The sequence below is a fragment of the Macrococcus sp. 19Msa1099 genome (genome assembly GCA_019357535.2).
Classification (GTDB): Bacteria; Bacillota; Bacilli; order Staphylococcales; family Staphylococcaceae; genus Macrococcoides; species Macrococcoides psychrotolerans.
In genome coordinates, this window is sequence record CP079955.1 from 302,070 (window position 1) to 317,533 (window position 15,464).

Sequence of the window (15,464 nt, forward strand, 5' to 3'; positions counted from 1 at the left end):
CCTTTTCGGTTTTATTCTTCTTCGCAGTAGACTGATACGCTGCCCGGGTTAACTTTGAAGAGGCCATTTCCTTCTTCATCAATCGTGATTGTATCTTCTCTTGTATTGGTGTAGTCATACCAGACTTCACCGGCGCGTTCTTTGCCAACGAACATCTGTTTTTCTGCTTCTTCTTCACTGGAATTGATAATTACAGCACAACCAGTCTTATTGCCATTGCCGCGTCTGACAAATCCGATAATATTTGGGTGATCGAAGTAATCATCTTGTTCCCCGTATGCTTTATTTTGTCTGATATAAAGTAATGGATCGATTGCAAGCTGCTTTCCTTCGACCGGATGATCTCCGCCAATGCCATAATAATCACCATAGAATATACATGGATAGCCATCTTTACGTAATAATATTAGCGCATAAGCACTTTGTTTGAACCAGTCTTTAACGAAAGATTCTAATGCTTCATCTGGCTGAGAGTCATGGTTATCAACAAAAGTGACTGCAAGTTCAGGGTGTTCTTCAACAATTGTATCATCAAATAATGTACGTAGATCATAGGCGCTGCCCTCTTCAGAAGCGGTTTTAAAGTTGAAGTGCAGCTTAACGTCGAATAAATCAGTGTTGTACTCTGCCTCTTCAAGAAACTTTTCATTCTTTCCAAGGTCTGCATTCCAATATTCACCGAGAAAATAGAAGTCTTCTCCAGCATGTTCGCGCATTGCGTCACTAAAGTCTTTAATAAAATAGCTTTCGATATGTTTCACAGCATCCATGCGCATGCCATCTATCCCTAATGTGTCAATCAGCCATTTTCCCCATTCGATTGTATGTTGTCGTACATCGGGATGTTTGTAATCGATATTCGTAAACATCAAGTAATCGAAGTTCCCTTTTTCGTTATCTACGAATGCATTCCAGTCTTTATTTTCCCCTATTATTTTAAAGATGCCCTTGCGACCTGTTTTGTGATCGTAGTCAGTACCGTTGAAGTGTGTGTGATTCCATTTGAAATCACTATATTTATTATTACGACCTGGAAAATCAAATTTTGTATAGGCATCGATTTCGAAAGGTTCTGAGATAACGTGGGTACGATCATTTGTATCGACTTCTACGACTTTAATTGTTTCTGTTTCATCTGCGCCAGCCTTATGATTGAGCACAATATCGGCATAAACTTTTATGCCGTTCTCATGACAAGCTTTAATGGCATCTAATAATTCTTCTTTCGTCCCATATTTAGTACGCACTTGTCCTTTTTGGTCGAATTCCCCAAGATCATATAGATCATAGATGCTATAACCTGTATTCATTACATGGTCTGCTTTGCATGCAGGTGGTAACCAAACCGTATCAATGCCTTTTTCCTTTAGTTTTGGGGCATCTTCTTTCAGGCGTTTCCAATGCGCACCATCTCCATTTGCATGCCATTCGAAATATTGCATCATCGTATAATTTTTTGTCATGTGATTCTCCTCATCCTTTCGGTAATCAATTATCTATGTTATACCCATAAAATGACGAATACATCACAACTATATCATTTATAGTAATTTCTTTTATACAAAGTCGATTCTTTTTGTTAAACTAAAACTATTAGAAGATGAAGGAGCGTTTAAATTGTTAACTAAAGAACAAGTCATAGAGATTATCGGGGAATTAGAAGATCCAGTAATTAATGTACCTCTCTCTGAAACAGAGGGGATTAAAGAAGTTAGTATTAAAGAAGAGAAAGAACATGTCTCTGTTAAAGTGATGATTGCAAAGCTTGGGGGTCAGCCTCAACTTGATCTTCAGATGCAAATTGTAGAGAAACTGAAGGAGAATGGCGCAAAAACTGTAGGGATACGTTTTGAAGAGATGGATGAGTCAATGCTCGAGCAGTTCCGTGGAGTTTCCACTTCGGAAATTGAAAAGTTAGTCGATCCAAATAATAAGGTAACATTCATCTCGATCGCTTCAGGAAAGGGTGGCGTCGGGAAATCAACGGTTTCTGTGAACCTTGCTGTCGCACTTGCCCGTTTAGGTAAACGTGTAGGACTAGTTGACGCTGATATTTATGGTTTCAGTGTTCCGGATATGATGGGAATTTCAGAACGACCTGAAATTGATGGCGAACGCATCGTCCCTGTATCACGTTTTGGAGTAAAGGTAATTTCGATGGCGTTTTTCGTAGAAGAGAATACACCTGTCATTTGGCGTGGGCCAATGCTTGGGAAGATGATCAATAACTTCTTTAACGAAGTGAATTGGGGAGATCTGGATTATATTCTCTTAGATTTACCACCAGGCACAGGAGATGTTGCACTAGATGTACATACAATGTTGCCGAAGAGTAAAGAAATCATCGTAACAACGCCACATCCAACAGCTGCATTTGTAGCTTCAAGAGCAGGAGCGATGGCATTGCATACGGAGCATGAAATTCTTGGTGTAGTAGAGAATATGAGCTACTTCGAAAGTAAAGAAACGGGAAATAAAGAGTATGTATTTGGTTCTGGTGGCGGTCAAAAGTTAGCTGAAGAGTTAAACACAGAGCTGCTCGGGCAACTTCCGTTAGCTCAACCGGACTGGAACAATGAAGATTTTGCACCTTCTGTCTATCAAGAAGACCATCCACTTGGTATCATCTATACGCAAATGGCTCAAAAGGTAATCGATAAAACAAAATAAATTAAAGAGGTACAATCGTGACTTTAAAAAATTTAGGTAAATTCTATGGCATCACGTTACTTATAGGACTTGTTGTCACAGTAATCGTCAGTCTTATATTCGGATATGATAAATTAACAGTTTATCTTGTCCAAGGTGAATTAGGAGAGTTCCTGGCAGCGCTAATCTGGTTTATGGGATATGGACTGTTAATTGCATCTATTAGTCAGCTTGCATTCTTCGCATACTTGTTTATCCATCAGATGGGACAAGGGATATTCAGAAGCGGCTGGAATGCGATTCAAGTTGTGATTATTTTATTTGCAATCGTCGATCTCGTGTATTTCAGATATTTACGTTTTGGGCAGAAGGATGGAGATATTCTTAAATTTATCTGGATTCCAATTTTAATTGTCATCTTTGGTATTGTTGTAAGTATCTATAAAAATAAGCTGACAGGTAAAAACGTCTTTATTCCTGCAATGTTCTTTATGGTTGTAATGACAACGGTAGAACTCATACCGTTTCTGAAGGTTAAAGATATGATGTGGCTGTATTGCACCATCTTTGCGCTGCTTTTATGTAATGCATTTCAGTTATTGTCATTGCCGAAATATAATAAGGCATCTTATGAAGAACGTAAGGCACGCAAGATTGCAAATGGCACTTGGGTAGAGGAAACACCAGAGTCACCTAGTAAGGTTGTAAAGAATACGCAAGTTGTCATACATAAGAAAAAACGAAAAAAGAGATAATGATATGACCTAGCTCATTGGAGTTAGGTCATTTGTCATTAAGAAATGAGGAGAAAATGAAAAGAGGATTAATTAGTGCGCTCGTGATTATTATGTTTATGAGTGCTATCGAAACATCAATCGTGTCACTCGCAACTCCTGCAATCGGCAAAGATCTAGGTGTTGAAGAGTCGCTTGCTTTAATATTTACCAGCTATATGATTGCTATTGTAGTGATCACACCGCTTGTCGGGGAAATTATGAAACGTATCGGATCTAAGTATACAATGATATTCGGTATTGTCGTATTTATAGTAGGAAGTATGTTATCAGGGGCGTCATTTACGTTTCCAATGCTTGTTGCATCACGTCTTATTCAAGGGCTTGGTGCAGGGATCATGATGACGATGGGGAGTATTATTCCGAAGATTGCGTTTGAAATTCCATATCGCTATAAAGTAATGGGTATCGTGGGAAGTGTCTGGGGCATTTCAAGTATCGTAGGCCCACTTTTAGGCGGATTAATATTAACCTACTTAAGATGGAGTTTTTTATTTTACATTAATGTTCCTGTAGCAATAGTTGCGATTGTTCTTGTGCTGAAGTTCTTTAAATTTGATGAACAGCCGTCTAAGGCGAAACTTGATGTTAAAGGGTTACTGCTTTTCTACGCATTTTTAATCTGTTTGATTACTGGCTTCACTGCTGGAGGGCTGCTAAGTATGGCAGCATATATAGTAGCAACTACATTACTCGTTATATTTGTTAAGTTTGAATTGAAAGTACAATCACCATTTATACCAGTACGCTCCTTTAATAAAAGGATAGGTATAACGATGGGAACAGATATGGTATACGCAATGCTGTTGATGGGAACGAACATATTCTTACCGTTTTATTTGCAGACAGAGAAAGGGTTGTCACCATTACTTAGTGGTTTAACCACCTTCTCGATATCAGTGTTCTGGCTGACATCTACCTTTATATTGAAACGTATTGAACAACGCTTTACCGTTAAGCAAGTCTATCAATTAAGTTTCTTCTATATGATTATCGGTGCAGCGATTATACTAGTTACAGAAAGTGTTATTGCAGTAACGATTGGATGTATATTTCTAGGATTGAGCTATGGTACTGTATTTACGAAAAATGTCGTAACCATTCAAGAAAGTGCGGCACCACATGAACTCGGCAGTATGATGAGTACTTATAGTTTACTTAAGTTTATCGGCTCAACTACTGGATCGATAGTCATGTCGTTTGTCTACTATAGCAATGTATTACACAATATTCATAACAATATGGCGGTAATGGTCATCATTGCGCTTATACTCATCATTATTTATCAGTTTTTATATAGAGAAAAGACGGCTTAGTGAAAGTGTTCTGCCGAAACGACAACCCGGATAATACAGGTAAGATTCTTATCTGTATTATCCGGGTTGTTATATATATGAAAAATATTAAATAAAGTATTGACTTTAATATAGCAACTTGTTAAGATATAAAAGTCGCAAAAACAAGCGACGCCAACGATTAAGCGTTTGAAAAACAAATTGAAAAAGTGTAAAAAAGACTATTGAAACTTTGTTCTCAAACATTTAATATTAATTGAGTAAGAACGGCGCACAAAACATTTCAAATAAGAAATCGTGAGTGTAAAACTTCTTCAAAATAAAGCTTGCAAACAAGAAAGAAACGTGTTAAAATTTTATCTTGTAGCAACAAAAAATGAACATTGAAAACTGAATGACAATATGTCAACGTTAATTCCAATAATTTGAGTGATTAAGTTCACTCCCAAGAGTGATTGCCTCAAGCAATCAAAGAGCTTTATCAAGCAATCTATTATGGAGAGTTTGATCCTGGCTCAGGATGAACGCTGGCGGCGTGCCTAATACATGCAAGTCGAGCGAACGGACGAGAGTGCTTGCACTCTCTGATGTTAGCGGCGGACGGGTGAGTAACACGTGGGTAACCTACCTATAAGACTGGGATAACTTCGGGAAACCGGAGCTAATACCGGATAATATCTAGCTTCGCATGAAGCGATAGTGAAAGACGGTTCTGCTGTCACTTATAGATGGACCCGCGGTGTATTAGCTAGTTGGTGAGGTAACGGCTCACCAAGGCAACGATACATAGCCGACCTGAGAGGGTGATCGGCCACACTGGGACTGAGACACGGCCCAGACTCCTACGGGAGGCAGCAGTAGGGAATCTTCCGCAATGGACGAAAGTCTGACGGAGCAACGCCGCGTGAGTGAAGAAGGTTTTCGGATCGTAAAACTCTGTTGTAAGGGAAGAACAAGTACGTTAGTAACTGAACGTACCTTGACGGTACCTTACCAGAAAGCCACGGCTAACTACGTGCCAGCAGCCGCGGTAATACGTAGGTGGCAAGCGTTATCCGGAATTATTGGGCGTAAAGCGCGCGTAGGCGGTCTCTTAAGTCTGATGTGAAAGCCCCCGGCTCAACCGGGGAGGGTCATTGGAAACTGGGAGACTTGAGTGCAGAAGAGGAGAGTGGAATTCCATGTGTAGCGGTGAAATGCGCAGAGATATGGAGGAACACCAGTGGCGAAGGCGGCTCTCTGGTCTGTAACTGACGCTGAGGTGCGAAAGCGTGGGGATCAAACAGGATTAGATACCCTGGTAGTCCACGCCGTAAACGATGAGTGCTAAGTGTTGGGGGGTTTCCGCCCCTCAGTGCTGCAGCTAACGCATTAAGCACTCCGCCTGGGGAGTACGGTCGCAAGACTGAAACTCAAAGGAATTGACGGGGACCCGCACAAGCGGTGGAGCATGTGGTTTAATTCGAAGCAACGCGAAGAACCTTACCAAATCTTGACATCCTTTGACAACTCTAGAGATAGAGCTTTCCCCTTCGGGGGACAAAGTGACAGGTGGTGCATGGTTGTCGTCAGCTCGTGTCGTGAGATGTTGGGTTAAGTCCCGCAACGAGCGCAACCCTTATCTTTAGTTGCCATCATTAAGTTGGGCACTCTAGAGAGACTGCCGGTGACAAACCGGAGGAAGGTGGGGATGACGTCAAATCATCATGCCCCTTATGATTTGGGCTACACACGTGCTACAATGGATGGTACAAAGGGCAGCAAAACCGCGAGGTCAAGCAAATCCCATAAAACCATTCTCAGTTCGGATTGTAGTCTGCAACTCGACTACATGAAGCTGGAATCGCTAGTAATCGTAGATCAGCATGCTACGGTGAATACGTTCCCGGGTCTTGTACACACCGCCCGTCACACCACGAGAGTTTGTAACACCCGAAGCCGGTGGAGTAACCTTTTAGGAGCTAGCCGTCGAAGGTGGGACAGATGATTGGGGTGAAGTCGTAACAAGGTAGCCGTATCGGAAGGTGCGGCTGGATCACCTCCTTTCTAAGGATAATTACGGAAACAGACCATCAGGTCTGTAGGAATTGACATTGACATATTGTATTCAGTTTTGAATGTTTATAGATTATAATGGGCCTATAGCTCAGCTGGTTAGAGCGCACGCCTGATAAGCGTGAGGTCGATGGTTCGAGTCCATTTAGGCCCACCATTATAAATATTCTGCAATTTAATTACCTTTATGGGGGCTTAGCTCAGCTGGGAGAGCGCCTGCTTTGCACGCAGGAGGTCAGCGGTTCGATCCCGCTAGTCTCCACCATTAAATATTGTACTTTGAAAACTAGATAAAGTAAGAAGATATAAAGATTTTACCAAGCAAAACCGAGTGAGTTCATATTTGAATTCTTGAAAAAATCGCGCGTCTGCATTTATGCAGACATCACAATATTAATAACAGATTAAGTTATTAAGGGCGCACGGTGGATGCCTTGGCACTAGAAGCCGAAGAAGGACGTTACTAACGACGATATGCTCTGGGGAGCTGTAAGTAAGCTTTGATCCAGAGATTTCCGAATGGGGAAACCCAGCATGAGTTATGTCATGTTATCCATATGTGAATACATAGCATATGAGAAGGCACACCCGGAGAACTGAAACATCTAAGTACCCGGAGGAAGAGAAAGAAAATTCGATTCCCTTAGTAGCGGCGAGCGAAACGGGAAGAGCCCAAACCAGAGTGCTTGCACTCTGGGGTTGTAGGACACTCAACACGGAGTTACAAAGGAATAGTTTAGACGAATGACTTTGGAAAAGTCAGCCATAGAAGGTAAAGGCCCTGTAGTCGAAAAGTTATTCTCTCCTGAGTGGATCCTGAGTACGGCGGAACACGTGGAATTCCGTCGGAATCCGGGAGGACCATCTCCCAAGGCTAAATACTCTCTAGTGACCGATAGTGAACCAGTACCGTGAGGGAAAGGTGAAAAGCACCCCGGAAGGGGAGTGAAATAGAACCTGAAACCGTGTGCTTACAAGTAGTCAGAGCCCGTTAATGGGTGATGGCGTGCCTTTTGTAGAATGAACCGGCGAGTTACGATTTGATGCAAGGTTAAGCAGTATATGTGGAGCCGTAGCGAAAGCGAGTCTGAATAGGGCGAATGAGTATCAGGTCGTAGACCCGAAACCAGGTGATCTACCCATGTCCAGGTTGAAGTTCAGGTAACACTGAATGGAGGACCGAACCGACTTACGTTGAAAAGTGAGCGGATGAGGTGTGGGTAGCGGAGAAATTCCAATCGAACCTGGAGATAGCTGGTTCTCTCCGAAATAGCTTTAGGGCTAGCCTCGCATGATGATTACTGGAGGTAGAGCACTGTTTGGACTAGGGGCCCCCCTCGGGTTACCGAATTCAGACAAACTCCGAATGCCAGATAATTTAATGCGGGAGTCAGACTGCGGGTGATAAGGTCCGTAGTCGAGAGGGAAACAGCCCAGACCACCAGCTAAGGTCCCAAAATATATGTTAAGTGGAAAAGGATGTGGCGTTGCCCAGACAACTAGGATGTTGGCTTAGAAGCAGCCATCATTTAAAGAGTGCGTAATAGCTCACTAGTCGAGTGACGCTGCGCCGAAAATGTACCGGGGCTAAACATATTACCGAAGCTGTGGATTGTCCGTAGGACAATGGTAGGAGAGCGTTCTAAGGGCGTCGAAGCATGATCGTAAGGACATGTGGAGCGCTTAGAAGTGAGAATGCCGGTGTGAGTAGCGAAAGACGGGTGAGAATCCCGTCCACCGATTGACTAAGGTTTCCAGAGGAAGGCTCGTCCGCTCTGGGTTAGTCGGGACCTAAGCCGAGGCCGAATGGCGTAGGCGATGGACAACAGGTAGATATTCCTGTACCACCTAAGATTGTTTGAACGATGGGGGGACGCAGTAGGATAGGCGAAGCGTACTGTTGGTTATGTACGTCCAAGCACTGAGATTGAGTATCAGGCAAATCCGGTACTCACCAAGATCAAGGTGTGATGGGGAGCGAAATTATAGTAGCGAAGTCGTTGATTTCACACTGCCAAGAAAAGCCTCTAGTTAGAAATTAGGTGCCCGTACCGCAAACCGACACAGGTAGTCAAGATGAGAATTCTAAGGTGAGCGAGCGAACTCTCGTTAAGGAACTCGGCAAAATGACCCCGTAACTTCGGGAGAAGGGGTGCTTTTTAGGGTGCAAGCCTTGAAGAGCCGCAGTGAATAGGCCCAAGCGACTGTTTATCAAAAACACAGGTCTCTGCAAAACCGTAAGGTGAAGTATAGGGGCTGACGCCTGCCCGGTGCTGGAAGGTTAAAAGGAGTGGTTAGCGTATGCGAAGCTACGAATTGAAGCCCCAGTAAACGGCGGCCGTAACTATAACGGTCCTAAGGTAGCGAAATTCCTTGTCGGGTAAGTTCCGACCCGCACGAAAGGCGTAACGATTTGGGCACTGTCTCAACGAGAGACTCGGTGAAATCATAGTACCTGTGAAGATGCAGGTTACCCGCGACAGGACGGAAAGACCCCGTGGAGCTTTACTGCAGCCTGATATTGAAATTCGGCACAGCTTGTACAGGATAGGTAGGAGCCTTTGAAGCGTGAGCGTCAGCTTACGTGGAGGCGCTGGTGGGATACTACCCTGGCTGTGTTGACTTTCTAACCCGCGCCACTTATCGTGGCGGGAGACAGTGTCAGGCGGGCAGTTTGACTGGGGCGGTCGCCTCCTAAAGAGTAACGGAGGCGCTCAAAGGTTCCCTCAGAATGGTTGGAAATCATTCGCAGAGTGTAAAGGCACAAGGGAGCTTGACTGCGAGACCTACAAGTCGAGCAGGGTCGAAAGACGGACTTAGTGATCCGGTGGTTCCGCATGGAAGGGCCATCGCTCAACGGATAAAAGCTACCCCGGGGATAACAGGCTTATCTCCCCCAAGAGTTCACATCGACGGGGAGGTTTGGCACCTCGATGTCGGCTCATCGCATCCTGGGGCTGTAGTCGGTCCCAAGGGTTGGGCTGTTCGCCCATTAAAGCGGTACGCGAGCTGGGTTCAGAACGTCGTGAGACAGTTCGGTCCCTATCCGTCGTGGGCGTAGGAAATTTGAGAGGAGCTGTCCTTAGTACGAGAGGACCGGGATGGACATACCTCTGGTGTACCAGTTGTCGCGCCAGCGGCATAGCTGGGTAGCTATGTATGGACGGGATAAGTGCTGAAAGCATCTAAGCATGAAGCCCCCCTCAAGATGAGATTTCCCAACTTCGGTTATAAGATCCCTCAAAGATGATGAGGTTAATAGGTTCGAGGTGGAAGTGCAGTGATGTATGGAGCTGACGAATACTAATCGATCGAAGACTTAATCAATTTTATAGATTTTTTATTCGGGATTGCCGGGTAGAACCTGATATATCTTACTTACTTTATCTAGTTTTGAAAGTATAAACTATTTATTCTTTCATTTGTCTGGTGACGATGGCAGAGAGGTCACACCTGTTCCCATACCGAACACAGAAGTTAAGCTCTCTAGCGCCGATGGTAGTTGGTCTTACGATCCGCGAGAGTAGGACGTTGCCGGGCAATATTTATTTATCCACAGTAGCTCAGTGGTAGAGCTATCGGCTGTTAACCGATCGGTCGTAGGTTCGAGTCCTACCTGTGGAGCCATTTAGGCCCCTTGGTCAAGCGGTTAAGACACCGCCCTTTCACGGCGGTAACACGGGTTCGAATCCCGTAGGGGTCACCATTTGGAGGATTAGCTCAGCTGGGAGAGCATCTGCCTTACAAGCAGAGGGTCGGCGGTTCGAGCCCGTCATCCTCCACCATTTATTCTAATAATGAACTTAATATAGCGGAGGGGTAGCGAAGTGGCTAAACGCGGCGGACTGTAAATCCGCTCCTTCGGGTTCGGCAGTTCGAATCTGCCCCCCTCCACCATCTATTGGGCTATAGCCAAGCGGTAAGGCAACGGACTTTGACTCCGTCACTCGTTGGTTCGAATCCAGCTAGCCCAGCCATTTTTAGAGCCATTAGCTCAGTTGGTAGAGCATTTGACTTTTAATCAAAGGGTCAGAGGTTCGAATCCTCTATGGCTCATCTGAAAGCATCCTGTGTAGGATGCTTTTTTTGTTGTGTTTTTAATTTTTAATAAGGTTTCTATTAATAGATTATTAATATTATACATAAATATCCATTTTATTCATTTATGCATAAAAATATTGAATATTCACTTTATAAACAGTAAAATATATTAGAGATAGATTTCTAAATAATCTGAAATTATTTCCACTATTTTTGTGCGTTTTAATTTCGTTGATTTAGATATATTGATATATGAATTTTTTAAAGGGGAATGAATGATGAATAAGACAATTGAAATTATTGGTGCGCCAAGTGCGTTCGGGCAACGTAAGTTAGGGGTAAATATGGGACCGGATGCAATGCAATATGCTGGTTTAGTAGAGCGCATAGAAGCAATTGGACATAAGGTAGTAGATAGTGGGAATATTGAATCACCTGTAATTGATATGAAAGTGTACAAAAGCGAACAGGACGGTGGTTTAAGAAATTTACCAGAAGTTACTACTTTTTGTGAGACTTTAAGTGAGGCTGTTGATACATCAGTGCAAAATGGACATTATCCATTAGTTATTGGTGGCGATCATTCTATTGCGATGGGTACGATATCAGGGATTGCAAAGCATTATGATAATCTAGGAGTAATCTGGTATGATGCCCATGGTGATCTGAATGTCGCGGACTCATCACCTTCTGGTAATATTCACGGAATGCCGTTACGTGCATTAATTGGCGACGGCCATGAAGATTTAGTGAATATCGGTGGTTATGACAAGAAAGTTAAAGTTGAAAATATTGTCCTTATTGGTATGCGTGATCTTGATGAGGGAGAAAAGGCGTATATTAAAGAGGTAGGTATAAAAACTTATACGATGGCAGATATCGATCAGCTCGGTATGAAGACAGTGATTGAACAGACATTAGAGCACTTATCAAATTGTGATGGTATCCATTTATCACTTGATGTAGATGCACTGGATCCAAGTGAAACACCAGGGACAGGTACTACAGTTCCAGGTGGTATTACGTATCGCGAAAGTCACCTTGCAATGGAAATGCTAAATGACAGTGACAGAGTGACTTCGTTTGAAATTGTAGAGGTGAATCCATTGATAGATATTAATAACCAAACAGCAGAACAAGCAGTAGGGCTAACGGGTTCATTTTTTGGAGAGAAGTTGCTTTAATATAATGAGAGATTGGGACAATTGTTTCAATCTCATTTTTTATTTGTTTAATTCGTGTACAATATAAGTAATAAACTATTGGAGAGAAAAGATGCGATTATTATTAGTCGAAGATGATTTAAAGCTTGGAAAATTTACAAAGCTGATGCTGCAATCACAAGGGTATGTCGTTACGTGGGTCAAGAGTGGTAGTGAAGCAATGGATTATATCGTACTTGAAACTTTTGAAGTAATAATCCTCGATTGGATGCTGCCTGATATTTCTGGTGTCGATGTTATAAAACGATGTCGATTGGCAGACGTAAATATACCTATAATTATGATGACAGCACGTGGCACAATAGATGATAAAGTTGAGGGATTTAATGCTGGTGCTGATGACTATATCGTAAAACCTTTTGAATTTGATGAGCTTCATATGCGCATATTAGCATTAGGTAGACGTAGTTTCGGTCGTATGACCAATGAACTTAAATATGAAATGTTTGAAATTGATTATCACGAGCATAATATCAAATTCAATGATATTGTTTTGGAACTCACGCGTAAAGAGTATTTATTAATGAAAGTATTGATTGAACATAAAGGTGGTATTGTTTCTAAAGATATGATTATGGAGCACGTTTATACAATTGATGAAATTGTCTCTGATAATGCCATAGAATCACTCATTAGAAGAATTAGAGCAAAGATTGGAAATGATATATCACCTTTTATGATTAAAGTAGTTCGTAATATGGGATATAGGTTAATTAAGCATGCATAATCAAATAAGAAGATTATTATTGTTATTTGCACTTTTATTATTTTTGCTTCTCATTTCATTTTCTTTTATTATATATTTTTCTACTAAAAATTCGGTAGATTATCAGCAGCAATTATTATCTGAATCTGTCATCAATCAGGAAGTTCAAGAACATATTACAAACAATAATGGTAATATTAAGATTAAGCAATCTGATCATACTGAACAAAAAAATATACCTACGCTTTATTTTATTACAGATGGAACTCGTATTATTAAGCAATCTGAATATGGTCATCGATTGATTCATTATATTCAATCTCATACGCATCGTAAAGAATATGTCCATCATTATATAGCATATGAAAATAGACATTATCATGTTTCAAGTAGACGTGTCAGTGCTGATAATACATATTATATTTACACTATAATAGATAGTACAGAATCTTACCATGCACTCAATAAACTTAAACATATGCTCATTGGTGTCACCTTTATATATTTATTCTTAATTATTATTCTTGCATATTTGTTATCAATATTTTCTATAAAACCATATAAAAAAGCAATAGAGTCACAAAAAGTATTTGTACAGAATGCTTCACATGAATTAAAGACACCTATTTCAGTTGTTAAAGCAGGATTGTCAGTTTTAACGGTGTATGAGAAAGATAATTTAACCTCAATAGGAAAAGAAACCATTACCGATTTAAATGATGAAATTGAGCATATGAAAGACTTGGTTAATCAACTCTTATTACTAGAAACAGTCCAAGGTTATGAGATGACTCGTATCAACTTAAAGCCGCTTTGTATTGAAGTTACACAAAGATATCAGAAGTTATTAAATAATAAAATCCAATTAAAACTCACAGATACTTATATCTCTGGCAATAAAGATGCAATTGTACAGGCATTAAATATATTATTTGATAATGCTATAAAATATAACGATTATAATGTTGGAATACAGATAAAGCTCAATCAAGGTAAATTGATATTTAAAGATAATGGTGCTGGCATCACTGATAATGAACTGAAAAATATCTTTGAAAGGTTTTATCGTGGCAAAGAAGTGGGTAGTATAGAAGGAACAGGTATTGGTCTTGCATTGTTTAAAGAAATTATGAATGCACACGATGCAGATGTAGAAGTATTTAATAAGAAGGGCCTACAATTTAATATTTTATTCAAAAAGTAATGTAATGTCAGTTTCATCTCAGTTTCATTGTTTATATTATGTTTATCAAAAGAACAGGAGATGATTAAAATGCCATTACATCCACTTATCGTACATTTTCCAATTGCATTATTAATTATGGGTACAATCATAGAAATATTAGCATTAAGATATAAAGAAAAATTAAGTCTAACCGGAACAATTTTATTAACAACAGGTTTGATAACAGGAATTATTTCTTATTTAACCGGAGATTCTGCTGAACATTTTGCAGAAATGCATTTTGGTGAAGTAGAATATCTTATCCATCAGCATGAAGAGATGGCACAGCTTTCACTTATTACATTCGGCATTGCGACTGTATTCAAATGGATTACAATGTTTACATCGAAATTCAATAAAGCGTTAATCTCACTTGTGATTTTATTTTCAATTGGAGGTAGTGTCGCTTTAGGCATTACTGGACACTTAGGTGGAAAGATTGTTTATGAAAACGATAAAGTGAAACAAGCACAAGTTCAAATACAAGACACAGATAAAGATTAAGAAAGAGGTAACGTAATGAGAAGAACAAATTCACCGGAGTATTTCCATCACGTAGAGCATTTAAAGAAACAGAATCAATCGAGAAGAACCTTATGGGCGTCATTGCTGATTACGTTATTCTTCACGGTTGTAGAGGTCGTAGGGGGAATCCTGTCAAATTCACTTGCATTGCTTTCTGATTCAATGCATATGTTAAGTGATGTTCTTGCTCTTGGGTTATCGATGATTGCGATATATTTTGCGAGTAAGAAACCAACTTCAAATCACACATTCGGCTTTTTAAGGCTGGAAATATTAGCTGCATTTCTAAATGGTCTTGCTTTAGTGGTCATTTCAATCGGCATCTGTTATGAAGGTATTATGCGTATGATTCATCCGCAAGCGGTAGATGTCAAGCTTATGCTTATCATCTCTACTATCGGTTTAATTGTCAATATCATCCTTACATTTATCTTGATGCGCTCACTTAAAGGTGAAGATAATATTAATGTGCAAAGCGCACTATGGCATTTTATTGGCGATCTACTGAATTCGGTAGGAGTAATTGTAGCTGTTGCAGTTATTTACTTTACAGGCTGGGTTTTGGTAGACCCAATTTTAAGTATACTGATTTCAATCATTATCTTCCGTGGAGGCTATAAGATTGTACGTAATGCTTGGATTATCTTAATGGAGCGCGTTCCAGAAGGGTATGATTCAGATGCGATTATTGCAGATATTAAAGCATTTGACGGTGTACTGGATGTGCACGAATTCCATCTATGGGCTATTACGACAGAACATTACTCGATTACAGCACACATTGTTGTAGATAATTTAGACGGTGTACGAAACTATGAACTGATCAATGCAATTAGTAACATGCTTAAAGACAAATACAAGCTTGGGCATAGTACATTACAAGTTGAACATTTACAGAAGAATCATCTCGATGATCCTTACTTTGATAATATTAAGAAGGAGATAGAATAA

General features: G+C 40.7%; 9 protein-coding genes, 8 tRNA genes and 3 rRNA genes. 19 read left to right on the plus strand and 1 reads right to left on the minus strand.

Translation table 11 applies throughout. From position 1 onward, the window contains the following. Positions 1-11: 11 nt before the first annotated feature. Positions 12-1,463 (minus strand): alpha-amylase, encoded by a 1,452-nt coding sequence (locus tag KYI10_01640; GenBank protein QYA33178.1) that lies wholly within the window; start codon positions 1,461-1,463, stop codon positions 12-14. A 154-nt stretch (positions 1,464-1,617) separates the two neighbouring features. Here KYI10_01640 and KYI10_01645 point away from each other — a divergent pair, with 154 nt between their 5' ends. The 19 genes from KYI10_01645 to KYI10_01735 all read left to right on the plus strand — a co-directional run bounded on the left by KYI10_01645 (position 1,618) and on the right by KYI10_01735 (position 15,464). Then, complete coding sequence (locus KYI10_01645) at positions 1,618-2,670, plus strand: P-loop NTPase (GenBank protein QYA33179.1); 1,053 nt, start codon at positions 1,618-1,620, stop codon at positions 2,668-2,670. 17 nt (positions 2,671-2,687) lie between these two features. Beyond that, a complete protein-coding gene (locus KYI10_01650; GenBank protein ID QYA33180.1) occupies positions 2,688-3,404 on the plus strand; it encodes a KinB-signaling pathway activation protein in 717 nt (238 codons plus the stop codon). Between the two features lie 56 nt (positions 3,405-3,460). Next, the gene (locus KYI10_01655) at positions 3,461-4,759 is read left to right on the plus strand and encodes an MFS transporter (GenBank protein ID QYA33181.1); all 1,299 of its coding nucleotides are present in this window, start codon (positions 3,461-3,463) and stop codon (positions 4,757-4,759) included. Between the two features lie 471 nt (positions 4,760-5,230). Then, positions 5,231-6,784, plus strand: a 16S ribosomal RNA gene (locus KYI10_01660). A gap of 89 nt (positions 6,785-6,873) precedes the next feature. Continuing rightward, positions 6,874-6,950 (plus strand) — tRNA-Ile (locus KYI10_01665). A gap of 32 nt (positions 6,951-6,982) precedes the next feature. Further along, positions 6,983-7,058: transfer RNA gene (locus tag KYI10_01670), tRNA-Ala, on the plus strand. A gap of 137 nt (positions 7,059-7,195) precedes the next feature. Next, positions 7,196-10,120: ribosomal RNA gene (locus KYI10_01675) — 23S ribosomal RNA — on the plus strand. A 98-nt stretch (positions 10,121-10,218) separates the two neighbouring features. Then, positions 10,219-10,333 (plus strand): 5S ribosomal RNA (gene rrf, locus KYI10_01680). Together the 16S, 23S and 5S rRNA genes with 8 tRNA genes alongside form the textbook arrangement of a ribosomal RNA operon. A 12-nt stretch (positions 10,334-10,345) precedes the next feature. Beyond that, a tRNA-Asn gene (locus tag KYI10_01685) sits at positions 10,346-10,420 on the plus strand. A 4-nt stretch (positions 10,421-10,424) separates the two neighbouring features. Then, positions 10,425-10,499 (plus strand) — tRNA-Glu (locus KYI10_01690). Between the two features lie 3 nt (positions 10,500-10,502). Then, positions 10,503-10,578, plus strand: a tRNA-Val gene (locus KYI10_01695). Positions 10,579-10,606: 28 nt separating this feature from the next. Then, positions 10,607-10,690 (plus strand) — tRNA-Tyr (locus tag KYI10_01700). A gap of 5 nt (positions 10,691-10,695) precedes the next feature. After that, positions 10,696-10,770: transfer RNA gene (locus KYI10_01705), tRNA-Gln, on the plus strand. A gap of 6 nt (positions 10,771-10,776) precedes the next feature. Next, a tRNA-Lys gene (locus KYI10_01710) sits at positions 10,777-10,849 on the plus strand. Between the two features lie 263 nt (positions 10,850-11,112). Next, positions 11,113-12,018: an arginase gene (gene rocF, locus KYI10_01715; GenBank protein ID QYA33182.1), complete on the plus strand. Its 906-nt coding sequence runs from the start codon at positions 11,113-11,115 to the stop codon at positions 12,016-12,018. A 91-nt stretch (positions 12,019-12,109) separates the two neighbouring features. Next, the gene (locus KYI10_01720; GenBank protein QYA33183.1) at positions 12,110-12,784 is read left to right on the plus strand and encodes a response regulator transcription factor; all 675 of its coding nucleotides are present in this window, start codon (positions 12,110-12,112) and stop codon (positions 12,782-12,784) included. Further along, a complete protein-coding gene (locus tag KYI10_01725) occupies positions 12,777-13,967 on the plus strand; it encodes a HAMP domain-containing sensor histidine kinase (GenBank protein ID QYA33184.1) in 1,191 nt (396 codons plus the stop codon). Before KYI10_01720 ends, KYI10_01725 begins: the two co-directional genes overlap by 8 nt. Before the next feature lie 69 nt (positions 13,968-14,036). Next, positions 14,037-14,492, plus strand: a complete 456-nt coding sequence (locus tag KYI10_01730) for a DUF2231 domain-containing protein (protein ID QYA33185.1) — start codon at positions 14,037-14,039, stop codon at positions 14,490-14,492. 15 nt (positions 14,493-14,507) lie between these two features. Beyond that, on the plus strand, positions 14,508-15,464 hold the full coding sequence (locus tag KYI10_01735; GenBank protein QYA33186.1) for a cation diffusion facilitator family transporter: 957 nt from the start codon (positions 14,508-14,510) through the stop codon (positions 15,462-15,464).